Annotated in this window: 20 protein-coding genes; 10 read left to right on the top strand and 10 right to left on the bottom strand. The window is 64.1% G+C overall.

The window, feature by feature from the left end; translation table 11 throughout:
* Positions 1–8: 8 nt before the first annotated feature.
* From IAE36_RS15235 to IAE36_RS15215, 5 genes are read right to left on the bottom strand one after another with little or no spacing between them, the layout of a single operon-like run.
* On the bottom strand, positions 9–1,256 hold the full coding sequence (locus IAE36_RS15235) for an NAD(P)/FAD-dependent oxidoreductase (protein ID WP_201213245.1): 1,248 nt from the start codon (positions 1,254–1,256) through the stop codon (positions 9–11).
* Between the two features lie 2 nt (positions 1,257–1,258).
* Positions 1,259–2,836: an aldehyde dehydrogenase (NADP(+)) gene (locus tag IAE36_RS15230; protein WP_201213243.1), complete on the bottom strand. Its 1,578-nt coding sequence runs from the start codon at positions 2,834–2,836 to the stop codon at positions 1,259–1,261.
* Positions 2,837–2,884: 48 nt separating this feature from the next.
* Entirely contained in the window at positions 2,885–3,832 is a 948-nt protein-coding gene (locus IAE36_RS15225; protein ID WP_201213240.1) for a dihydrodipicolinate synthase family protein, read from the bottom strand.
* 45 nt (positions 3,833–3,877) lie between these two features.
* Positions 3,878–4,804 (bottom strand): 4-hydroxyproline epimerase, encoded by a 927-nt coding sequence (locus IAE36_RS15220; RefSeq protein ID WP_201213238.1) that lies wholly within the window; start codon positions 4,802–4,804, stop codon positions 3,878–3,880.
* A gap of 51 nt (positions 4,805–4,855) precedes the next feature.
* Complete coding sequence (locus IAE36_RS15215; protein WP_201213236.1) at positions 4,856–6,472, bottom strand: APC family permease; 1,617 nt, start codon at positions 6,470–6,472, stop codon at positions 4,856–4,858.
* A 242-nt stretch (positions 6,473–6,714) separates the two neighbouring features.
* On the opposite strand from IAE36_RS15215, the gene IAE36_RS15210 reads away from it, so the two are divergent.
* Positions 6,715–7,497 carry an AraC family transcriptional regulator gene (locus tag IAE36_RS15210; protein WP_028635401.1) on the top strand — a complete coding sequence of 261 codons (783 nt, stop codon included), beginning with the start codon at positions 6,715–6,717 and terminating at the stop codon, positions 7,495–7,497.
* On the opposite strand, the gene IAE36_RS15205 is transcribed toward IAE36_RS15210, so the two are convergent.
* Positions 7,485–8,372, bottom strand: coding sequence for a LysR family transcriptional regulator (locus IAE36_RS15205; RefSeq protein ID WP_060481332.1), 888 nt, complete (start codon positions 8,370–8,372; stop codon positions 7,485–7,487). The two genes, IAE36_RS15210 and IAE36_RS15205, sit on opposite strands and share 13 nt — an antisense overlap.
* Before the next feature lie 140 nt (positions 8,373–8,512).
* On the opposite strand from IAE36_RS15205, the gene moaB reads away from it, so the two are divergent.
* On the top strand, positions 8,513–9,052 hold the full coding sequence (gene moaB / locus IAE36_RS15200) for a molybdenum cofactor biosynthesis protein B (protein ID WP_201213235.1): 540 nt from the start codon (positions 8,513–8,515) through the stop codon (positions 9,050–9,052).
* Positions 9,053–9,092: 40 nt separating this feature from the next.
* Here moaB and IAE36_RS15195 read toward each other — a convergent pair whose 3' ends face one another.
* Positions 9,093–9,992, bottom strand: a complete 900-nt coding sequence (locus tag IAE36_RS15195; protein WP_201213233.1) for a bestrophin family protein — start codon at positions 9,990–9,992, stop codon at positions 9,093–9,095.
* 20 nt (positions 9,993–10,012) lie between these two features.
* Positions 10,013–11,017, bottom strand: a complete 1,005-nt coding sequence (gene moaA, locus IAE36_RS15190) for a GTP 3',8-cyclase MoaA (RefSeq protein ID WP_201213232.1) — start codon at positions 11,015–11,017, stop codon at positions 10,013–10,015.
* Positions 11,018–11,230: 213 nt separating this feature from the next.
* Here moaA and IAE36_RS15185 point away from each other — a divergent pair, with 213 nt between their 5' ends.
* Complete coding sequence (locus tag IAE36_RS15185; protein ID WP_201213231.1) at positions 11,231–13,561, top strand: FdhF/YdeP family oxidoreductase; 2,331 nt, start codon at positions 11,231–11,233, stop codon at positions 13,559–13,561.
* Positions 13,562–13,592: 31 nt separating this feature from the next.
* Here the strand turns inward: IAE36_RS15185 and IAE36_RS15180 are convergent, their stop codons facing one another.
* Positions 13,593–14,054 (bottom strand): Lrp/AsnC family transcriptional regulator, encoded by a 462-nt coding sequence (locus tag IAE36_RS15180; protein ID WP_028635407.1) that lies wholly within the window; start codon positions 14,052–14,054, stop codon positions 13,593–13,595.
* A gap of 92 nt (positions 14,055–14,146) precedes the next feature.
* Between IAE36_RS15180 and IAE36_RS15175 the strand changes: the two genes are divergently transcribed.
* Together IAE36_RS15175 and IAE36_RS15170 are read left to right on the top strand one after the other, a co-directional pair.
* Positions 14,147–15,328 carry a trans-sulfuration enzyme family protein gene (locus tag IAE36_RS15175; protein WP_201213250.1) on the top strand — a complete coding sequence of 394 codons (1,182 nt, stop codon included), beginning with the start codon at positions 14,147–14,149 and terminating at the stop codon, positions 15,326–15,328.
* Between the two features lie 42 nt (positions 15,329–15,370).
* Complete coding sequence (locus IAE36_RS15170; protein ID WP_201213230.1) at positions 15,371–15,805, top strand: MAPEG family protein; 435 nt, start codon at positions 15,371–15,373, stop codon at positions 15,803–15,805.
* Positions 15,806–15,866: 61 nt separating this feature from the next.
* Here IAE36_RS15170 and IAE36_RS15165 read toward each other — a convergent pair whose 3' ends face one another.
* Positions 15,867–16,103 carry a YdcH family protein gene (locus tag IAE36_RS15165; RefSeq protein WP_201213229.1) on the bottom strand — a complete coding sequence of 79 codons (237 nt, stop codon included), beginning with the start codon at positions 16,101–16,103 and terminating at the stop codon, positions 15,867–15,869.
* 248 nt (positions 16,104–16,351) lie between these two features.
* On the opposite strand from IAE36_RS15165, the gene IAE36_RS15160 reads away from it, so the two are divergent.
* The 5 genes from IAE36_RS15160 (at position 16,352) to IAE36_RS15140 (ending at position 21,005) form a co-directional block, all read left to right on the top strand.
* Positions 16,352–17,995 carry a phosphoethanolamine transferase gene (locus tag IAE36_RS15160; protein WP_201213228.1) on the top strand — a complete coding sequence of 548 codons (1,644 nt, stop codon included), beginning with the start codon at positions 16,352–16,354 and terminating at the stop codon, positions 17,993–17,995.
* Positions 17,996–18,084: 89 nt separating this feature from the next.
* Positions 18,085–19,218: a ribonuclease D gene (gene rnd / locus IAE36_RS15155; protein ID WP_201213227.1), complete on the top strand. Its 1,134-nt coding sequence runs from the start codon at positions 18,085–18,087 to the stop codon at positions 19,216–19,218.
* Complete coding sequence (locus IAE36_RS15150) at positions 19,215–19,508, top strand: YcgL domain-containing protein (RefSeq protein ID WP_028635412.1); 294 nt, start codon at positions 19,215–19,217, stop codon at positions 19,506–19,508. Before rnd ends, IAE36_RS15150 begins: the two co-directional genes overlap by 4 nt.
* 2 nt (positions 19,509–19,510) lie before the next feature.
* Positions 19,511–20,443: a D-2-hydroxyacid dehydrogenase gene (locus IAE36_RS15145; RefSeq protein ID WP_201213225.1), complete on the top strand. Its 933-nt coding sequence runs from the start codon at positions 19,511–19,513 to the stop codon at positions 20,441–20,443.
* Between the two features lie 112 nt (positions 20,444–20,555).
* The gene (locus tag IAE36_RS15140) at positions 20,556–21,005 is read left to right on the top strand and encodes a YcgN family cysteine cluster protein (RefSeq protein ID WP_060481342.1); all 450 of its coding nucleotides are present in this window, start codon (positions 20,556–20,558) and stop codon (positions 21,003–21,005) included.
* Positions 21,006–21,019 lie beyond the last annotated feature (14 nt).

The following is a 21,019-nucleotide window of genomic DNA, read 5'->3' as shown; positions in this document are numbered from 1 at the left end:
TCGGGTGATCAGAAGCGGTCCAGGCGGTATGCCCGGGTTTCAGGGCCGCCAAGCGCCTCGGCCAGCCGACCCACCCATTGCGCTGTGACCGCTGCCTGGGTCAAGCCCAGGTGCTGATGACCGAAAGCCAGCAGCACTCGGCCTTCACACACCCGGTCGATCACCGGCAATGAGTCTGGCAATGACGGGCGCATCCCCATCCAGGGGCTCGCACCCTCGGTGCTCAAGTCTTCCCTGAACAACCCCTTGCTCAACCGGTGCAGTTGCCACGCCCGCTGCATGCTCGGGGGGGCTTGCAGGCCGGCGAACTCGACCGTGCCGGCCAGGCGTAACCCCCCGGTCATGGGCGTCATGATGAACTTGCGCTCAAGGGATGTGACGGCGAACGGCAGGCGTTCGTGTTCGGCCGGCAGCATCAGGTGGTACCCCCGTTCGGTGTCCAGTGGCACCTGCTTGCCCGTGAGCGCAGCAGTGAGGTGCGCCGAATGCGCGCCACAACTCAGCAACACCTGGCGGGCATGCAGCGCACCGCAGTTGCTGGCAAGGGTTACCCCGGCGCTGTGCAGCCGCCCACCGTCGACCTGAGCCTGCATGAAGCGTACGCCCTCGGCCTGGGCCGCCTCGAACAGCTCGCACAGCACCCGATAGGGGTCGATGAAGTGGCCAGTGGACGGGAAGAACAAACCGCCCAGCAGGCTTGGGTTCAGCTGGGGCGCAGCGGCCTGTACCTGCCGCGCAGACCACAGCTCCACCGGTACGGCCTGTTGCTGCATGCGGCTGCGCAACGCCGCCAGCGCCTCACTGGATTCTGGCCGCTCGAACACCAGCAGCGAGCCGTCCTGATGAAACAGGTCGCTGCGCCCGATCGACCCCAGCAGCTGCTGCCAGGCCGCCAGGCTGGCTTCGTTGAGCGCGCGAATACCCGCGACGCTGCGCTGGAACGGTGCCGGGCGCAGGTTGAGCAGCAGGCGGGTGAACCAGGGCATCGCCTTGGGCAGGTACTTCCAGTCCAGGCGCAGTGGCCCCATCGGGTCCAGGAGCATGCGCGGCAGGCGCTTGAGAATCGACAGGTCGGCGATGGGGAACACCTGCTCGGTAGCCAGGTGCCCCGCATTGCCCCAGGATGCCCCCTGGCCGGGGAGCTGGCGGTCAACCAGCAGTACCTGCCGGCCCTGGCGTGCCAGCTGCAGGGCGCAGGCCACACCGATGATGCCGGCACCCACTACCACGATATCGTTTGCGGGGGTGTGCTCCATGCTCAGCCTTCCCGCTTGCCGTCGAGCAGGCGCCGCAGTTGCAACGGGTTGGTGTGCTGCAACGCCTCAGGCAACAGCGCGTCAGGAAAGTCCTGATAGCACACCGGCCGCAGGAAACGCTGGATGGCCGCGGTGCCCACCGACGTGCTGCGGGCATCGGACGTGGCCGGGAATGGCCCACCATGCACCATGGCGTCACACACCTCTACACCGGTCGGCCAGCCATTGACCAGAATCCGCCCAGCCTTGCGTTCCAGGGTGGGCAGCAGGGCGCGGGCGCTGTCGATGTCGGCGTCGTCCAATTGCAGGGTAGCAGTGAGCTGGCCCTCGAGGTGATCGGCCACTTCACGCATCTGCTGGTCGCTGGCACAGGCCACCACCAGCGATGTGGCACCAAATACTTCGGCCTGCAGTGTAGGGTCGGCGAGAAACGCCTCGGCCTCGGCCACGAACAGGTGCGCCTGGCCTTGGTTGACGCCCTCGGCCGCAAGGCCGCTCGCCACCTGCGAGGCACCTCCATTTTCAGCCAGGGCACCGATGCCTGCCTGGTAGGCGGCAAAAATCCCGGGGGTGAGCATGGTCTGCGCTGCGGCCTGGCTCACATGCTGACTGGCAGCCTGGATGAAGCGTTGCAAATCAGGCCCCTGCTTGGCGATCACCAACCCTGGGTTGGTACAGAACTGCCCTGCACCTTGAGTGAGTGAGCCAATGAACCCCTGGGCCATGGCTTCAGCGCGTGCCTGCAAGGCCGCACCGAACAGGAACACCGGGTTGATCGAGCTCATCTCCGCATACACCGGAACAGGTTCGGGCCGAGCCTGGGCGGCTTGGCACAAGGCCAGGCCGCCGCTGCGTGAACCGGTAAAGCCCACGGCCTTGATGCGGGGGTCGCTGACCAGCGCGATGCCCACTTCACGGCCCGAACCGTACAGCAGCGAGAACACCCCTTCAGGCAGCCCGCACTGCTGGACGGCGTTTGCCACGGCCTGGCCTACCAGTTCGCTGGTGCCAGGGTGAGCGCCGTGCGCCTTGACCACTACCGGGCAGCCGGCCGCCAGCGCCGAGGCGGTGTCGCCACCGGCTACCGAGAACGCCAGCGGGAAGTTGCTGGCGCCGAATACCGCGACCGGCCCCAGGGCGATGTGCCGTTGGCGCAGGTCAGGGCGGGGCAGGGGTTGGCGCTCCGGCAGGGCCGGGTCGACCCTTACGTCCAGCCACTCACCGGCCTGCACCACGCGGGCGAAAGCGCGCAACTGGGTGCAGGTGCGGCCGCGCTCGCCCTGGATACGCGCCGTGGGCAGGCCCGTTTCGGCGACGGCGCGCTCGATCAGTGCATCGCCGAGGGCTTCGATGTGTGCGGCGATTGCTTCCAGAAAGCCGGCACGCTGTTCCAGTGTGGTTTCGCGATAGACGTCGAACGCCGCCCAGGCCAGGGCGCAGGCCTGGGCCACGTGTTCGCCCGTGCCGCCCTGGTACGCCGGCTCCAGTGCCTGGCCGCTGGCCGGGTTGATGGCGCGCAGGGCTTGGCGTGTACCGGCTACCGGGGTTTGGCCGATCAGCAGTTTACCTGTGAGGGGCATGGTGACTCCTTGTGAATGCAATGCAGGTGCAGGAGAGGGCGGCTGCGGTCAGGCCACGTTCTGCTCGGTCGACCAGTGCGCATACCAGCTACGGAACAGCGCGTACTGCTGCTCGGCGTAGTTGCGCTGGGCATCGGTCAGGGCATCGGTTTCGTTGAAGTGCAGGGTGTACTCCGTGTCGCCGTTGAGCACCATCAGGTGCTTGTAGTACAGCACCAGGTCGCAACCTTCATCGAACGACGACAGCACCCCCAGTGCCGCTTCCAGCTCACGGGCCAGGCGGCGGGCTCGGGCGTCGCCCTTGGCAGCCTGCTTGCTCAGGCTCACCAGTTGCAGCACCTCCCGTGGCAAGGCGTTACCGATGCCGGTGATGGCGCCGGTGGCGTTGCAGTTGACGAAGCCATGCACCACCTGGGTATCCACGCCCACCATCAGCGTCACACCGTCATCCTGGGAGGTGATGTGCTCGGCCGCATAGCGCAGGTCCGCGCCGCCGCCGAACTCCTTGAAGCCGATCAGGTTGGGGAATTGCTGGCGCAGTTCGAAGAACAGGTCGGCGCGGGTGGCGAAGCCGTAGTACGGGCTGTTGTAGATCACTGCCGGCAGCGCAGGCGCGGCGGCCAGAATCGCCGCGAAGTGGTGCTTCTGGGCAATCAGCGATGCACCCCTGCTGAGTACCCGTGGAATGACCATCAGGCCCGCGGCGCCCACCTTGGCCGCGTGGGCAGCGTGGGCGACGGCCTCGCGGGTGTTCACCGCGCCGGTACCGACGATGGTCGGGATGCCCGCTGCCACCAGCCGCGCCACACCCTCCTGGCGCTCGGCTTCGCTGAGCAGTGGCCAGTCACCCATCGAGCCGCAGTACACCACTGCGCTCATGCCAGCCTCGATCAGCTCACGGCCCTTGCGCACCAGTGCGTCGTAGTCCGGTTTGCGCTCGGCGGTGCAGGGGGTCATCAGGGCGGGCATGGTGCCGGTGAAGATGTTGTCAGTCATTGTTAATGCTCCTGGCGGTGTCGGGTGGTAAAGGAAAACAGGGGGTCAGATGCCCCAGGCGAAGGGGTCCTGTTCGTCGATCAGCAGCGTGCTGTCGGCGGTCATGTAGGCGCGGCCGGTAATGAACGGGCGAATCCGCTCACCGTCACGCTCGTAGCGGCCAGTGAACTGGCTGCCGGTGATGCTGGCCTGTACCCAGGCCTGGCCCTCGGCCAGCTTGCCGTCTGCCGCCAGGCAGGCCAGCTTGGCGCTGGTGCCGGTGCCGCAGGGCGAACGGTCGTAGGCTTTGCCCGGGCACATGACGAAGTTGCGGCTGTCGGCTGCGGCGTCTTCGGCAAACAGCTCGACATGGTCGATGGGGGCACCGTGCTCACCGGTAATGCCTTGGGCTTCGAGGGCCTTGAGCATGGCCCAGGTGTAGTCGGTGAGGGCTTCGCGGTTGCTCAGTTCAAGGCGCTGGCCATGCTCGCTGACCAGGAAGAACCAGTTGCCACCCCAGGCGATATCGCCGTGCACTACGCCATGGCCGGGCACATCCACCGCCACCTGCTGGCGGTAGCGGTAGGCGGGCACGTTGCCGACGGTAATGGCGCCGTCCTCATGCAGGGTGGCGCTGACCTGGCCGACCGGGGTGTCGATCTTGTGCACCCCCGGTGCGATCAGGCCCAGGTGCTGCAGCGAGGCAACCAGGCCGATGGTGCCGTGGCCACACATGTTCAGGTAACCGGCGTTGTTGAAGAAGATCACCCCGCAGGTGGCGTCCGCCGACACCGGTGGGCAGTACAGCGCCCCCACCAGCACGTCGTTGCCCCGCGGCTCCAGCAGGCAGGCCCGGCGCCACGCGTCGTGCCGCTCGCGCAGTTCGTCGCGCTGCTCGGCCATGCTGAGACCGTGCAGGTGCGGGAAGCCTTTCATTACCAGGCGCGTAGGTTCGCCGCCGGTATGCGAGTCGATGATGTGTATCTGTTTCATGGTCGTGTCCGTCGTGTGGTTGGCGAAGACTTGCGCTGTGGGTGCGGGCCTTCAGGGCGCCGTTACCGCCGGGCGTTGGGCGACCAACGGCGCTTGGCTGGCTTCGCTTTCATCCTCGCCCTCCAGGCGCACCAGATGTGCCGGCACCCCGGTGCACGCGCCCCAGTAGTAAATGCCAAGCGCACACGCGGCGACGATCACAGTGTCGAGCGGGTGGCCGATCACCCCGGTGCCGCCGAAGCTGCCTAGCCAGGACAGCAGGATGGTCACGGCGTAGAAGCCGATCAGCCACGCCGACGAGCGCACCTGCTGGGCCAGCGACACGTGCTCGGTGGGCACGAAGCGCGCACACACCAGGTACAGCACGAACATCAAAATTTGCAGCGCCAGCAGCCAGGACACCGTACCCCAGCCCGACCAATACACGATCAGTGCGGCGATGATGAACGACAGCGGGCCCAGTACCCCCATGCCCTTGACCCGGAACGGGCGCGGCATGTCGGGAGCGTTTCGGCGCAGGGCGGCGACGGTCACCGGGGCGACGGCGTAGCTCAGCACCAGTGCAGCGGACACCACGTTGATCAGCGCTTCCCACGAGGGGAACGGCAGGGTCCAGAACACCGCCAGGCCGAACGTCAGCCACAGGGCCGGGCGCGGAATACCAGACTGCTCATCGACGCGGGTGAAGTACCGGAAGAACGTGCCGGTCTTCGCCCAGCCATACACCACGCGGGGGGTGGCGTTCATGTAGATGTTGCCGCAGCCGCTTGGGGAGATCACCGCATCCGCCACCACCAGGTAGGCCAGCCAGCCCACACCCAAGGCCAGGGCGATATCGCGGTAGGGCAGGGCCAGTTCCTGGGTTACCGCCGACCAGCCATTGGCCAGCATGTCAGTGGGCACGCTGCCGAGAAATGCCAGTTGCAGCAGGGCGTAGATCGCGGTGGACAGCAGCACCGACAGTATCAGCGCAATGGGAATGGTGCGTTGCGGGTTCTTGACCTCGCTGGCCACCGAGATGATCGGTGTGAGGCCCAGGTAGGCGAAAATGATGCCGCCGGCCGATACCGCCATTTCCACCCCGGACAGGCCAAACGGCGCAAAACCCTGTACCTGGAAATTCTCGGGTTTGAAGAAGGTGAACAGCACCCCGATCACCAGCAGCGGCACGATGAACTTGAACACGCTGACCAGGTTGTTGGCTTTGGCGAAGGTTTTCACGCTGCGGTAGTTCAGGATGAAGAACAGCCCCAACAGCGCGAACTGCACCAGCCAGCCGAGCACGGTCGGGTCGCTGGAGCCGGCCTTTGTCAGCCCCGGGAACCAGGCAGCGGCGTACTGGCGCGAGGCGACCACTTCGATGGCGATCAGGCTGGAAAAGGCGATCAGGGTGATGAACCCCATCAGGTAGCCCAGCAGTGGCCCGTGGGAATACACCGGGTAGCGCACCACGCCGCCGGCACGCGGCAAGGCCGCGCCCAGCTCGCAATACACGATGCCCAGCAGCAGCACGGCAAAGCCGCCCAGAAACCACGACAGAATGCCCGCAGGGCCGGCAATGGCTGATACGTGGCTGGCAGCGAACAGCCAGCCGGAGCCGAAGATGGCCCCTAGGCCGATGAAGGTGAGGTCCAGCAATGACAGCTGTTTCTTGAATTTGCCTGACATGGGTTCGCCTTTTTGTTGGTTATTGGATAGGCAGGTCTGATGTCACGAGGTGCGGCGTTTCGGCCGCGCTTTTGTGGAACATGGGCGGCTTGCATGGGGCATAGAGTGAACCGATCGGCGGGGCGGTTCTTGATGGTTTTCTGCAGGCGGCATGACGAAATCGGCACAGTCACGAAAAACCGTTGGCGTGCCGCAAGGCCGTGGAGATAGGCTCGGAGCCTTACTGAACATGGGCTTTAGAGATGATGCCTACCCCCCTGGCTACCCTGTGCCCAGCGCTGGAGCGGTACCGGCCGGCCAACCTTGAGGCGCTGCTGGGCGGCGTATCGCTGCTGCTGCCCATCCTTGACGCCATCCCCAACGCGGCGATCTTCATCAAGGATGAAGCTGCCCGCTATGTGCTGGCCAACACTACCCTGGTGCAGCGCTGTGGGCTCAAAGGGCTGGCGCCGTTGCTGGGCAAGACCAGCGCCGAGGTGTTTCCGGCGCAGCTGGGCCCGGGCTACACCGAGCAGGACCGCCGCGTGCTGAAGGAAGGCCTGGTGCTCGAAGACCAGCTGGAGTTGCACCTGTATGGCAGCCGCGAGGCCGGCTGGTGCCTGACCCACAAGCGCCCCTTGCACAATGTGGAAGGGGCCATCATTGGCCTGATCGGCATTTCGGTGGACCTGCAGTCAGCGGCAGACACGCACCCCGCCTATCAGCGCCTTGCCGCTGTGGACGAGCACATTCGTCGCCACTTCCAGCAGCCGATCAGCATGCGGGAGCTGACCCGCATAGCGGGCATATCCGTCGCGCAACTGGAGCGTTACTGCAAGCGGGTGTTTCACCTCACCCCCCGGCAGATGATTCACAAGGCGCGCCTGGAACAGGCCCACCGGCTGCTGCATTCCGAGCTGCCAATCACCGAGGTCGCCCTACGCTGCGGCTACACCGACCACAGCGCCTTCAGCCGCCAGTTCAAGCAACTGACCGGGTTCACCCCCCGCCAGTACCGCCAGGCGACCAGTGTTCAGGGCGCCTGAAACAGTGCTTTCGCCTCGGTAAAGCACTGCTCGGCAATGGCCGAACGCGGTTCGCTGCGGCGCAGCAGCAGGCCCACGGGGCTGTGGATGGCGGCATCCACCACCGGCAGGATGCGCAGGTGCTCGCTGAGGGCTTCCAGGCCGCAGCCCAGCGGCATGATTGCGCAGCACAGGCCGCTACTGATGGCCTGGATCAGCTGGAAGCTGGAGTCGCTTTCCAGCACCGCATTGGGTTCCAGGCCCCGGCTGCGCAGGCTCAGGTCCAGTGATTGGCGGTAGTGCATGCCCTTGCTCAGTAGGCCCAGGGGCGTGTCGCCCAGCTGGTCCCAGCGCAAGGCATCGCCCGTGAACTGGAAATGCCGGGTGTCATGCAACAGGCCCATGGTGGTGATGCCCAGTTCGATGACCTCGAAGAACCGGGTATTGACCTGGTCCAGGTAGCAGATGCCCAGGTCGAGCTGGTTGCGGCTAAGGCCATCGACCACCTGCTCCGAACTCAGCGAGCTGAGCTGAAAGTGCAGCCCGGGGTATTTTGCCCGCAGCGGCAACAACAATTGCATGGGGTTGAAGCTGGCCAACGGTACCGTCCCCAGGCGCAGGCTGCCTACCACCTGGCCCCTGCAATTGGCTGCCTCGGCCTGCAGGCCATCGTGGGCGGCGAGCAGGGTGCGGGCCCAGGCCAGGATGCGTTCGCCGGCCTCGGTAAACCCTTCGAATCGCTGGCCCCGTTTGACCAGCACCAGGTCCAGTTCATCTTCAAGGTTGCGCAAGCGCATGGACAGGGTCGGCTGGGTGATGTGGCACAACGCCGCTGCTTGCCCGAAGTGGCGGGTCTGGTCGAGGGCGAGGAGAAACTTCAGCTGCTTGATGTCCATGCGCTTGCCTGGTAACGGGGTGTACAGACCTTAACCCACGTCTGCGATAGATGCTAACGATCGGCCAGTACGTGATATCGATTGGACGCCTGCAGCGCCGGCCTCTAGCGTGGCGATACTGACTTCGAGGGGGCTTTACCGTGCGTGTTCAACCTGATGCGGCCTTTGTACCGCTCAACATCGCTGTGCTGACCGTCAGCGATACCCGTACTTTCGACACCGATACCTCGGGTGAGCTGCTGGCCTGCCGCTCAGTGGAGTTTGGCCATCGCCTGGTGGCGAGGGCACTGCTGAAGGATGACCTCTACAAGATCCGTGCGCAGGTCGCCAGCTGGATTGCCGACGAGCAGGTGCAGGTGGTGCTGATCACGGGCGGCACCGGTTTTACCGGGCGTGACAGTACCCCGGAAGCGGTGGAGTGTTTGCTGGACAAGCGCATCGACGGGTTTGGCGAGTTGTTCCGTGCGCTGTCGATTCTGGATATCGGTACTTCCACGGTGCAGAGCCGTGCCCTGGCAGGGCTTTCCAACCGTACCCTGGTGTGCTGCGTGCCTGGCTCAACCGGGGCTTGCCGCACGGCCTGGGAGGGCATCCTGGCCGAACAGCTGGACGCACGCCACCGGCCATGCAATTTCGTCAAGCATCTGAAGCCGGTCGCGCCCTGCGAAACCCGCGGCTGAGCCCCAATCACCCGGTAGCCGCCCGTGCGCCACTGCACCGTCAACTCAACACATACCCCACCGGCAACAACGCCGGTGGCAACGACGTTTCCCCCAGCCCAGCCAGCACATCGCGCTCCACGGTGCGCACCATGGCATCGGTGGGCAGGTCGTTCTCATCGCGCCCGAATGGGTCTTCCAGCTCGTTGCCGATGGCATCCAGCCCGAAGAAGGTGTACCCCACGATGGTGGTGAACAACGGCGCCAGCCAGCCCAGCGGTTCGGCCAGGGCAAAGGGCAGCAACAGGCAGAAGATGTAGATGGTGCGGTGCAGCAACAGTGTGTAGGGGAACGGCAACGGCGTGCCCTTGATACGCTCGCAGGTGGCCTGCACCTCGCTCAGGCCCACCAGCCGCTGCTCCAGCAAGCTATAGCGCCAGTCGCTGATCTGTTGTTGCTCGGCCAGGTGCGAGCACTGCGCACCGACCTCACGCAGAATCCCGTCGCATACATTGTGCGCGCTGATCCGTTCGGGTTGCGCCAACCAGGGGCGCGCGGCCTCCGCATCATCTTCCCCGCGCAACCGCGCATTCAGGGCATGGGCAAATCCGCAGAGGTTGCGCAGCAGCTCGGCCCGCAACCGGGCATCGGTGATCACCACACTTTCACGCACGAACGAGCGGGTTTCGATGATCAGCTTGCCCCAGGCCTTGCGCCCCTCCCACCACCGGTCGTAGCAGGCGTTGTTGCGAAAACTCATGAAGATCGACAGCGACAGCCCCAGCAGGGTGAAGGGCGTGGCGCTGACCGGGTAGAAGAATGCCGGGTAATGGCGCTCGGCCAATACAATCAGCGCCGCCAACAGCGTGACCATCAGGCAGCGCAGGGCGATGCGCTTGAGGATCGACCCTTTGAGGGTGAACAGCACCCGCAGCACACCATGGGTGGGATGAACGATCATGGAAATCCAGAGACGGCTGCTCAGCCGCCGGTCATGTTCATGAAACGCAGGATCTGTACGTCGCCACCCACTTCAAAGTGGTGGCGATAGGGTTTCAGGTGCAACGAATCGCGAATGGCTGTTTCCAGCCGCTGCGGGTTGCCCGGGTGGGCGCGCAGCACGTGTTTGAGGTCAACCGAGTGCTCGTTGCCCAGGCACAGTAAAAGGCGGCCTTCCACGGTGAGCCGCACCCGGTTGCAGGTGGCGCAAAAGTTGTGGCTATGGGGTGAGATGAAGCCCACCCGGGTGCCCGGCGCTTCGGCCAGCCGCCAGTAGCGGGCAGGGCCTTGGGACGATTCGGTAGATTCGATCAGGCTGAAGTGCTCGGCCAGGCGCTCGCGCACTTCGTCGCTGGAGCAAAACGACTCACCGCGCTCATGCTCGTTGATCACGCCCAGGGGCATTTCTTCGATGAAAGTGATGTCCAGCTCGCGGTCTATGGCAAAACGCACCAGGTCTACCAGCTCATGGTCGTTGCGGCCCTTGAGCACCACGCAGTTGAGCTTGGTGCGGCGAAAGCCCGCCAGACGCGCCGCGTCGATGCCCGCAATCACTTGATGCAGGTCGCCGGTACGGGTCAGTTGCTTGAAGCGCGCAGCATTCAGGCTGTCGAGGCTGATGTTCAGGCGTGTGACGCCCGCGTCGAACAGCGGCTGCGCCAGGCGCCCCAACTGCGAGCCGTTGCTGGTGAGGCACAGCTCGCGCAGGCCGGGCAGGGCGGCGATGCGCTCGCACAAGCCGACGATGCCTTGACGCACCAGTGGCTCCCCGCCGGTCAGGCGGATCTTGCGGGTACCCAGTCCCACGAAGCGCTCGGCCACCTGGAACAGTTCCTCGAGGCTCAGGATCTGCTGGCGCGGCAGAAACTGCATGTCTTCGGCCATGCAATACACGCAGCGGAAATCGCAGCGGTCTGTCACGGACATCCGCAGGTAGTCGATTTTCCGGTTGAAGCCGTCGATCAGGGCCCGGCTGTTCTGTTCCACGTGCACACTCGAATGGGTGGGGTACGCCTCCAAGCTATAACCTGGGGGCAGGGCAGTCAAATTGCTTTGCCCGACCGTATGATAAACAGGCTCTATCGCGGCCTGGGGCTCATCATCGAAACCGCTTATCACTCCGTAAGATCTTTCGATTGGACGCCCCAGCACCACGCTCCGTAGGCTGAATCAAAGCACCGTAGCGTGAGGATTCACCGCATGAGCCAAGACGACCACATCAGGGACTACAAAGGCGCCGCCGCCGGCTGGGGGGCGCTCAAGAGCGTCACCAAAAGCTGGCTGGGCAGCGAAAACGCCTTCAAGAACCTGCGGGCCATGCTCAAGACCAACCAGAACGGTGGCTTCGACTGCCCCGGCTGCGCCTGGGGCGAGTCGCCGGAAAGCGATATGGTCAAGTTTTGCGAGAACGGGGCCAAAGCCGTCAACTGGGAGGCCACCGGCCGTTCGGTGGACCCTGCCTTCTTTGCCAAGTACAGCGTCAGCGCCCTGGCCGAACAGACCGACTATTGGCTGGAGTACCAGGGCCGGCTCACCCACCCCATGCGCTACGACGCCGCCACTGACCATTACGTGGAAACCAGCTGGGAGGAGGCGTTCGCCCTGATCGCCCGGCACCTGCGCGCACTCGGTTCGGCCGATGAGGCCGAGTTCTACACCTCAGGCCGCGCCAGCAATGAAGCCGCCTTCCTCTACCAGCTGTTCGTGCGCGCCTATGGCACCAACAACTTCCCCGACTGTTCCAACATGTGCCACGAGGCCAGCGGCGTGGGGATGTCCGAAACCCTCGGCGTGGGCAAGGGCACGGTGGTGTTTCACGACCTGGAACTGGCCGACGCCATCTTCGTGATTGGCCAGAACCCCGGGACCAACCACCCACGCATGCTTGAGCCGTTGCGCGAGGCCGTGAAGCGCGGCGCACAGGTGGTGTGTTTCAACCCCCTCAAGGAGCGCGGGCTGGAGCGCTTTCAGCACCCCCAGCACCCGTTCGAAATGCTCAGCAACGGCTCCGAGCCCACCAACACGGCGTATTTCCGCCCGAACCTGGGCGGCGACATGGCAGTGATGCGCGGCATCGCCAAATACCTGTTGCAATGGGAACGCGAGGCCCAGGCAAGCGGTGCGCCGGCGGTGTTCGACCACGCGTTCATCGCCGAGCACACCAGCGGCGTGGACGCCTACCTGCAAGCCGTGGATACCACGCCCTGGGCGCATATCGTGGAGCAGTCCGGGCTTACCCAGGCCGAGATCGAGCTGGCTGCGCGCATGTACCGCAAGGCCGAGCGGGTGATCATGTGCTGGGCCATGGGCGTTACCCAGCACCGGCATTCGGTGCCTACCGTGCAGGAAATCGTCAACCTGCAGTTGTTGCGGGGCAACGTTGGTAAACCGGGGGCTGGGCTTTCCCCGGTGCGCGGTCACAGCAACGTGCAGGGTGACCGCACCATGGGTATCGACGAAAAGCCCAAGCCGGCGTTGCTCGATGCTTTGGAGAAGCGCTTCGAGTTCCGCGTGCCCCGTGCCCACGGCCACAACGCTGTGCTGGCGATCAAGGCCATGGAAGAGGGGCGCTCGAAGGTATTCATCGCCTTGGGCGGGAACTTCTCCCAAGCCACGCCAGACACCCCGCGCACCCACGCGGCGCTGCGCAAATGCGCGTTGACCGTGCAGATATCCACCAAGCTCAACCGTTCGCACCTGGTCACTGGGGGGGATGCGCTGATCCTGCCGTGCCTGGGCCGGACCGAAATCGACGTGCAGGCCAACGGCCCGCAAGGGGTAACGGTGGAGGACACCTTCAGCATGGTGCACATCTCCCATGGGCAACTGCGGCCGCGCTCGCCGCACCTGCGCTCGGAGCCGTGGATTGTCGCCGGCATGGCCCAGGCCACCCTAGGCAAGCAGCCAATCGACTGGGAATACGCCGTGGCAGACTATGGCCGTATTCGCAGCATGATCGCCGACGTGATCCCAGGCTTTGCCGCGTTCAACGAGCGCCTGCAAGAACCTGGCGGCTTCCACCTGGGCAATGCCGCCGCTCAACGCACCTGGCGCACGGCTACCGGCAAGGCCCGCTTCAGCCCGCATGCACTGCCTGAGCAGCTGGTCAACGCCAAAGTGCTGGCCCGGGGTGACACGCCTGACCTCATTCTGCAGACGCTGCGCTCCCACGATCAGTACAACACGACCTTGTACGGCCTGGACGACCGCTATCGCGGTGTATTCGGGCTACGTGAAGTGGTCTTCGTCAACGAAGCCGACATCCGCCGCCTGGGTTTCGAGCCCGGTGAGCAGGTAGACCTGGTGTCGCTGTGGGAAGATGGCGTGGAGCGTCGCGTATCGGGCTTCCGCCTGGTGGCCTACGACGTGCCTGAGGGGCAGGCCGCGGCCTACTACCCCGAAACCAACCCGCTGGTGCCGCTGGACAGTTACGGCGACGGCACCTACACGCCGACCTCCAAGTTTGTGGCAATCAAGGTCGAGAAGGCCAGAGCGGGCAACCGGATCGAGGCGGTGCTGGCGGCTGATTGACGGCGGCAGGCCCCAGTACAGCCACTCAGCATCAGGAACGATGCACCGGATACGCCGTGGTGTACTTCATCTGCTCCATGGCAAAACTGGACGTGATGTTCGATAGCCCATCGGTACTGTTGATCAGCTTCTTGTAGAACCGGTCATACGCGGCGATGTCCCCCACCACCACCCGCAGCATGTAGTCCCAATCACCGGACATACGATAGAACTCCATTACCTCCTCGAACGCGGTCACGGTTGCCGCAAACTGCTCCAGCCAGACGCTGTCGTGCCGCTGGGTTTTCAGTTGCACGAACACCGTCAGCCCCAGCCCTAGCCGTTCAGGGTCCAGCAGGGCGACGCGGCCTACGATGTAACCCTCGTCCTCCAGGCGCTTGACGCGCTTCCAGCAAGGGGTGGTGGACAGGTTTACCGCCTCGGCCAGGTCCTTGAGGGACACCGAGGCATCGCGCTGCAGCAGGGTGAGAATGTGTTGGTCGAAGCTGTCCATATCAGGCGCAGGCCTTGGCGAAGAAGTTTTCACAGGTTACCCCAAGGCCAGCACTTTGGGGTTGTGCGATAGTGGCAGCTTCACCTCTGCCAATGGGCCTGACCATGTCCGACAAGCCGCGCCATTTCGCCACCCGAACCATCCATGCCGGCGAGCAATTCAGCGTCGCCGACAATGCCATCTTCCCTGCAATCGTCACTGCCAGCTCGTTCATCAAACGCGGCCTGGACGACAAGCCCGAGTATTCCTACAGCCGCGTGGGCAACCCCACCCGGCACGCTTATGAAACCTGCGTGGCGGCCCTGGAAGAGGGCGCCGGCGCGGTCGCCTGCGCGTCCGGGGTAAACGCCACGGCCACCGTGCTGGAACTGCTGCCCAAGGACGCCCACGTGGTGGTGATGAACGGCGTGTACGGCGGCACCTTCCGCATCATGGAAGATTACCGCAGCCACACCTCAGGCCTGACCACTACCTATGTCGACCTCAACGACCTGCAGGCTGTGGCTGCGGCCATCAAGCCGGAAACCCGGCTGATCTGGATCGAGTCGCCCACCAACCCCCTGCTGCACCTGGTCGATATCAGGGCGGTGTGCGACCTTGCCCGCGCGCGGGGCATCCTCACCTGCATCGACAACACGTTCTGCTCCCCCTGGAACCAGCGCCCGATCACCTTGGGTGTAGACCTGGTGATGCATTCGGCCAGCAAGTACATCGGTGGCCACTCCGACCTGACTGGCGGCGTGGTGGTGGCCGCCAGCTACGAACTGCTGCACCGCCTGCGCCGTATCAGCATGGCGATCGGTGCGGTGCAGGGCCCGTTCGACTGCTACCTGGCGCTGCGTGGCCTGAAAACCCTGGACGTGCGTATGGAGCGCCAATGCGCCAACGCGCTGCGCGTGGCGCGCATGCTCGAACGCCACCCCCAGGTGCAGCAGGTGTACTACCCGGGCCTCGAAAGCCACCCGCAGCATGAACTGTGCAAACGCCAGATGCGCAGTGGCGGGGCAGTGGTGGCCATGAAGGTAAAAGGCGACCGAGTTGCCATGAACCGCCTGGTGGAGGCTTTGCAGATTTTTGTGCTGGCCGATTCGCTGGGCGGGGTGGAAAGCATGATCAACCATTCGTGGAGCATGTCCCACTGCTCCCTCAGCCCCGAGCAGAAGGGTGTGATGGGGATCAGCGAAAACCTGCTACGGCTGTCGGTGGGGATCGAAGACAGCGCTGACCTGATCGAGGACCTTGAAAACGCCCTCGGCGCCCTGATTACCCGGTAGCCACCTTGGCGTAAACCTTGATGCCCATCTAAAGGAGTAGATATGAGCGTCGTTCTCTACAGCTATACCCTGTGCGTACTGGTGTTGTTCGGCAAGATGTTGGCGATATCGTGCTACCAAGGGTTTTACCGCATCGGGCGCATGACCTTCAAAAATGCGGAGGATGCACGCCTGGTTGGTCGCGCAGCCAGCGCAGAAGAGCTTCCGCAGGTGGCCCGGGCGTCGCAGGCTTGGTCGAACGATTTGGAGAATATTCCCTTGTTCTTCGTTCTCGGGGGGCTCTATGTAGCGCTGGACGGGCCCACCGGTCCCGCACCCTGGTTATTTGGCGCATTCACGGTCGCGCGCATCATGCATACGGTTACCTACTTGGGGCACTGGCAACCATGGCGTACGTTGTCTTATGCCGTGGGGACGATATGTCTGCTTTGGCTGGCAGGTCTGATCACCACCCAATTGGTGACCAGCAGCCTTTGAGGCACGGCTGCTGGCATGGGCGACGCTGCTATGGGCGAAGAGGTTCAAGCGCCGGAAGGGGTCATGCCCCCGGTGCGTGAATGACGCGCTCGATCTTGTCCTTGATCAGCAGCCGCTCCTTGCGCAGCCGGTTGACCACATCGTCACTGGTGCCGTTGCTTTCTGCAGCGAGCACCTCCTTGTCCTTGGCGTTGTATTCCTTGTGCAGTGCGTGCAGCGTCTGGTCCTTGTCAATGAGCGCCTGGAAGGCATCGGCGGTTACGTGCAAGTCAGCGAGCAGGTCATGCGGAACTGGCATTTCTTCACCTCGGTCAGGGTAGTCGGTAAGGTCCTGACCACTGAGGATAGCTGCCTTTGGCCGGCTCTGGCGGCCGGGGTTGGCTGAACGCCAGCTGAACAAGTTGCATTCGGCACATGAAAACAGGCGACTCACGGAATTGTAACGTTATTTTTCACATAAAATTGATGGCACGCTTTCTAGAGTTCGCGCAGTTTGCTCCCGGTGCCATCCGGCCCGGGAGGTCTCATGCCTGGTTGTGAACGCCCATGCCCAACATCAAACCCCTGCGGACCGAATGGGTCACGCTGCTGGCCAGCCTGTACCTGCTGATCGGCTTCAACTTCTTTCTCTGGCAGCACCTCGAACAAGTGGTGCCGCCTGGCTTGCCGGGCTTGTGGCTGAGCCTTGCGTTCGCCGTGCTGATGCTGTTCGCCTTCAACCTGATACTGACCCTGTGCGCCTTCCGCTACGTGCTCAAGCCGTTGCTGATCGTGTTGTTCATGAGCGGCGCGGGTGTGGCGTACTTCATGAACCGTTATGGTGTGCTGATCGACGCCGGCATGTTCGCCAACATGGCCGAAACCAACGTGGCCGAAGTCCGCGACCTGATGTCGCTGAAGTTCGCTTTGTACATACTCGGGCTGGGTGTGGTGCCTTCGCTGCTGCTGTGGAAAGCCCCTGTTGTGTACCGCACCTGGCAGCGCGAGCTGCTGGGCAAACTGGTGGTCAGTGCGGCGTGCGTGGTGGGTTTGGGCTCGGTGGGCCTGGCCAACTACCAGGGCCTGTCGTCGCTGCTGCGCAACCACCATGAATTGCGCCTGATGCTGACGCCCAGCAATATCGTCGGCGCATCCATGACCTATGTGAGCGAGCGCGTGTCCACAGCCTCGCGGCCGTTCCAGCCGTATGGTGAAGATGCCAGCCGCGACGCTGCCTGGCACAGCCACCAGCGCAAGTCGCTGACCGTGCTGGTGGTCGGGGAGAGCGCCCGTGCAGACCACTTTGGGGTGTTGGGCTACGACCGCGACACTACGCCGAACCTGGCGAAGGAACAGGGCCTGCTGGCGTTTTCCGATGTGCACTCGTGTGGCACCGAAACGGCAGTGTCGGTGCCGTGCATGTTCTCTGGCATGGCGCGCAAGGACTATGACGCCCGCGTGGCAAAAAACCGTGAAGGGCTGCTGGACATCCTCAAGCGTGTCGGCCTGGACGTGCAGTGGCGCGACAACCAGTCCGGCTGCAAGGGCACCTGCGACCGTGTGCAGTACGTCAACCTCACCAACCTGAAAGACCCGCAATTGTGCGCAGGCGGCGAATGCCACGACCAAGTGCTGCTGCAAGGGCTGGGCGAACTGATCGACAACCTCGACAGAGACACCGTGCTGGTGCTGCACCAGATGGGCAGCCACGGCCCCGACTACTTCAAACGCTACCCGCAAGCCGACCAGCGCTTCACCCCGGTGTGCCAGAGCAACGCCCTGGACCAGTGCAGCCAGCAGGAGATCATCAACGGCTACGACAACACCCTGGCCTATACCGACCGTGTGCTGGCGTCGCTCATCGATACCCTGCGCAGCAAGCAGGACAAGGTGGACACGGCCATGATCTACCTGTCGGACCATGGCGAGTCGCTGGGCGAGTACAACCTGTTCCTGCATGGCACCCCTTACGCCATCGCCCCCGAGCAGCAAAAGCACATACCGTTGCTGGCCTGGTTCTCCGACAGCTACCAGCAGGACTTCGGCGTGGACACCGGTTGCCTGGCCAAGCTGGGCGATGCGCCGTTGTCCCAGGACAACCTGTTCCACTCGATGCTCGGCCTGTTGCAGGTGCATACCGGGGTGTATCAGCGGTCCCTGGACCTGTTTGCCGGCTGCCGCCCCTGGCTTGCCGCTGCCAACGGCCAATAGCACCCTTGGTCGGTAATGATGATGGCCTGGGTTTCACCCGCAGTGCCCGCGCCGTATATACTGCGCGCCAATGTTAGTGGGAGAGCCTCGTGGCCATCGAAATACACTGGATCCGTGACGACCAGAGCCTGGCCGCACATTGCAGCGACTGGCGCCAACTGCCTTTCGTCGCCGTCGATACCGAATTCATGCGCGTCGACACCTTCTACCCCAAGGCCGGGTTGATCCAGATCGGTGACGGCAAGCGCGCCTTCCTGATCGATCCACTGCTCATCGGCAACTGGCAACCCCTTGCCGACCTGCTCGAAGACAACGGTGTGGTCAAGGTACTGCATGCCTGCAGCGAAGACCTCGAGGTGCTGCTGCGTCTGACCGGGCGTTTGCCGCAGCCGTTGTTCGACACCCAGCTGGCGGCGGGTTACCTGAACCTGGGTTTCTCCATGGGCTATTCGCGGCTGGTGCAGGAGGTGCTCGGTATCGACTTGCCGAAAGGCGAGACGCGCTCCGACTGGCTGCAGCGTCCGCTCTCCGATACCCAGGTCAGCTATGCCGCCGAGGATGCCGTGCACCTGGCGGAGCTGTTCAGTGCCGTGCGCCCGCGCCTGTCCGACGACAAGTACGCGTGGGTGCTGGAGGACGGTGCCGAGCTTGTGGCCCAGCTGCGCCGTGACGTGGAACCCGAGGGCCTGTACCGTGACGTGAAGCTGGCCTGGAAGTTGGCGCCTCAGCAGTTGGCGGTGTTGCGCGAGCTGTGCGCCTGGCGCGAGCGCGAAGCGCGCCAGCGTGACGTGCCCCGCAATCGCATCCTCAAGGAGCACTCGCTGTGGCCCATGGCCAAGAGCCAGCCCAGCAACCTGGCAGCCCTGGCTCGCATCGACGAGATGCACCCACGTACCATTCGCCAGGACGGCGAGTTTCTCGTCCAGCTGATCAAGCGTGCGGCCAGCCTGCCCCCGGAACAGTGGCCGCCGGTACTGCCCGAGCCGTTGCCCATCGAAGCCTCCGGCATTTTGAAACAGCTGCGCGCGGTGGGGCAGGCCGAAGGTGAGCGCCTGGGCATTGCGCCCGAGCTGATGCTGCGCAAGAAAACCCTTGAGGCGTTGCTCAAGAGCGGCTACCCCAATGGCCCTTATCAATTGCCCGATTCGCTGCGCGGCTGGCGTCGCGAGCGCATGGGCCAGGCCCTGCTGAACAGCCTGGCAGGCGCCGGAGAAACCCGATGAAACGTATCTGCTCCATCTACAAGAGCCCGCGCAAGCGCGAAATGTACCTGTACCTGCTCAAGGCCGATGGCCTGGAGCGCGTGCCCGAAGCCCTGCTGCCGTTTTTCGGCACCCCCCAGCATGCCTTTGACCTGGTGTTGACCCCAGAGCGCAAGCTGGCCCGTGAAGACATCGCCAAGGTGCTGGAGAACCTGGAAAACCAGGGCTATCACCTGCAAATGCCGCCACCGGACGACGACTACATCGAGCACCTGCCCGAAGAGTTGCTGCGCCGTAACGACCCGGCCTGATCATGCGTGTACTGATTGCCGAGCATAAGCATGCGCGTTATGCCGAACTGCTGGCCCAGGCCGCACCTGACCTTGAAGTGCTGACCAGCGGTGACTCCGCGCAACTGTCGCGCTTTGCTGCGCAGTGCCCGGTGTGGCTGGGCCAGCCAGACCTGCTGGCTAGCCTGCTGCGCCAGGGCCATGTGCCGCAATGGGTGCAGACCACCTGGGCCGGGATCACGCCGCTGCTGGCGCCGGGCCTGCCACGCAGCTACCGCCTCACCCGGGCAGTGGGCATTTTCGGCCAGGTGATGGCGGAGTACATGCTGACCTACATGCTGGGGCATGAGCGGGAGGTATTGTCGCGCCTGGTCAGCCAGGTGGAGCGGCGCTGGGATGACCGTCAGGGCTGCTCCCTCGAAGGGCGCAAGGTGCTGGTGGTGGGCACCGGTGATATCGGCCAGCGCGTGGCGGCGTTTCTGCAGCCGTTTGGTGTGGTGCTCTATGGCGTGGCGAGTAGCGCCCGGGAGCAGGCGCCGTTCGTCGAGGTTGCGGCGCTTGAGGACCTGCCACGCCTGGTGGGCGAGGTGGACTATGTATTGAACTTGCTGCCCGATACACCGGCCACCCATGATATCTATGACGCGGCCATGTTCAGGCGCTTCCGGCCCACGGCGTTGTTCATCAATGCCGGGCGCGGTGTGTCAGTGGTCGATGGCGACCTGGTGGAGGCCTTGAAGCAGGGCCACCTGGCCGGTGCGGTGATCGATGTGTGCCGCCAGGAGCCGTTGCCCCGGCAGCACCCATTCTGGACCGCCTGGGGCCTGTTGCTGACTGGCCACAGCTCGGCGCCGACCTCGCCCGCAGCGATGGTGCGGTTGTTCGTCGAAAATGTGCGAGCTTATGGCGCCGGGCAGGCGCTGCGCGGTGAAGTCGATTTCACGCGCGGCTACTAAGGATAGCTGCAAGCTACAAGCTGCAAGCGGCAAGACAAAGCCGTACGCGTTGCCTTTGCTTGCAGCTTCTGGCTTGCAGCTTGTAGCTGCCCCAATGCAGGAAAACCATGGGATGAACGCTGAAAACGCGCCGTTCTGGCGTGGTAAAACCCTTGAACAACTCAGCCTGCAAGAGTGGGAATCGCTGTGCGATGGCTGCGGGCTGTGCTGCCTGCAAAAGCTTGAGGATGAAGATGACAACAGCGTCTATTACACGCGCATCGCCTGTAAGTTGCTGGACCTGAACACCTGCCAGTGCAGCGACTACCCCAACCGCTTTGCCCACGTACCCGATTGCATTCAGCTTACCCCGGGCAAGGCCGACCAGTTCCGCTGGCTGCCCAGCACCTGCGGTTACCGGCTGGTCAGCGAAGGCAAGGACCTGCCGGCCTGGCACCACCTGGTTTGCGGTGACCGCCAGCAGGTGCACGAACAGCGCATCTCCCAGGCTGGGCGTATGCTCAGTGAGCAGGCCGTGCACGAAGATGACTGGGAAGACCACCTGATTTTCCGCGCCAGTTAACGGCGCGCCTCGCT

Origin of the sequence: Pseudomonas sp. S36, assembly GCF_016647875.1 — a bacterium.
Classification (GTDB): domain Bacteria; phylum Pseudomonadota; class Gammaproteobacteria; order Pseudomonadales; family Pseudomonadaceae; genus Aquipseudomonas; species Aquipseudomonas parafulva.
Note: the sequence above shows the minus strand (reverse complement) of the source record. Positions and strands in the feature narration are given on the sequence as shown.

Excerpts from the sequence above, each read along its gene's own strand:
- IAE36_RS15205 (WP_060481332.1), bottom strand. The coding sequence starts at position 8,372 with ATGGACATCAAGCAGCTGAAGTTTCTCCTCGCCCTCGACCAGACCCGC.
- IAE36_RS15215 (WP_201213236.1), bottom strand. The coding sequence starts at position 6,472 with ATGTCAGGCAAATTCAAGAAACAGCTGTCATTGCTGGACCTCACCTTC.
- IAE36_RS15175 (WP_201213250.1), top strand. The coding sequence starts at position 14,147 with ATGGGCCTGACCATGTCCGACAAGCCGCGCCATTTCGCCACCCGAACC.
- IAE36_RS15185 (WP_201213231.1), top strand. The coding sequence starts at position 11,231 with ATGAGCCAAGACGACCACATCAGGGACTACAAAGGCGCCGCCGCCGGC.
- IAE36_RS15165 (WP_201213229.1), bottom strand. The coding sequence starts at position 16,103 with ATGCCAGTTCCGCATGACCTGCTCGCTGACTTGCACGTAACCGCCGAT.
- IAE36_RS15210 (WP_028635401.1), top strand. The coding sequence starts at position 6,715 with ATGATGCCTACCCCCCTGGCTACCCTGTGCCCAGCGCTGGAGCGGTAC.
- IAE36_RS15145 (WP_201213225.1), top strand. The coding sequence starts at position 19,511 with ATGCGTGTACTGATTGCCGAGCATAAGCATGCGCGTTATGCCGAACTG.
- IAE36_RS15180 (WP_028635407.1), bottom strand. The coding sequence starts at position 14,054 with ATGGACAGCTTCGACCAACACATTCTCACCCTGCTGCAGCGCGATGCC.
- IAE36_RS15170 (WP_201213230.1), top strand. The coding sequence starts at position 15,371 with ATGAGCGTCGTTCTCTACAGCTATACCCTGTGCGTACTGGTGTTGTTC.
- IAE36_RS15195 (WP_201213233.1), bottom strand. The coding sequence starts at position 9,992 with ATGATCGTTCATCCCACCCATGGTGTGCTGCGGGTGCTGTTCACCCTC.
- IAE36_RS15160 (WP_201213228.1), top strand. The coding sequence starts at position 16,352 with ATGCCCAACATCAAACCCCTGCGGACCGAATGGGTCACGCTGCTGGCC.
- IAE36_RS15150 (WP_028635412.1), top strand. The coding sequence starts at position 19,215 with ATGAAACGTATCTGCTCCATCTACAAGAGCCCGCGCAAGCGCGAAATG.
- IAE36_RS15225 (WP_201213240.1), bottom strand. The coding sequence starts at position 3,832 with ATGACTGACAACATCTTCACCGGCACCATGCCCGCCCTGATGACCCCC.
- IAE36_RS15230 (WP_201213243.1), bottom strand. The coding sequence starts at position 2,836 with ATGCCCCTCACAGGTAAACTGCTGATCGGCCAAACCCCGGTAGCCGGT.
- IAE36_RS15235 (WP_201213245.1), bottom strand. The coding sequence starts at position 1,256 with ATGGAGCACACCCCCGCAAACGATATCGTGGTAGTGGGTGCCGGCATC.
- IAE36_RS15220 (WP_201213238.1), bottom strand. The coding sequence starts at position 4,804 with ATGAAACAGATACACATCATCGACTCGCATACCGGCGGCGAACCTACG.
- IAE36_RS15140 (WP_060481342.1), top strand. The coding sequence starts at position 20,556 with ATGAACGCTGAAAACGCGCCGTTCTGGCGTGGTAAAACCCTTGAACAA.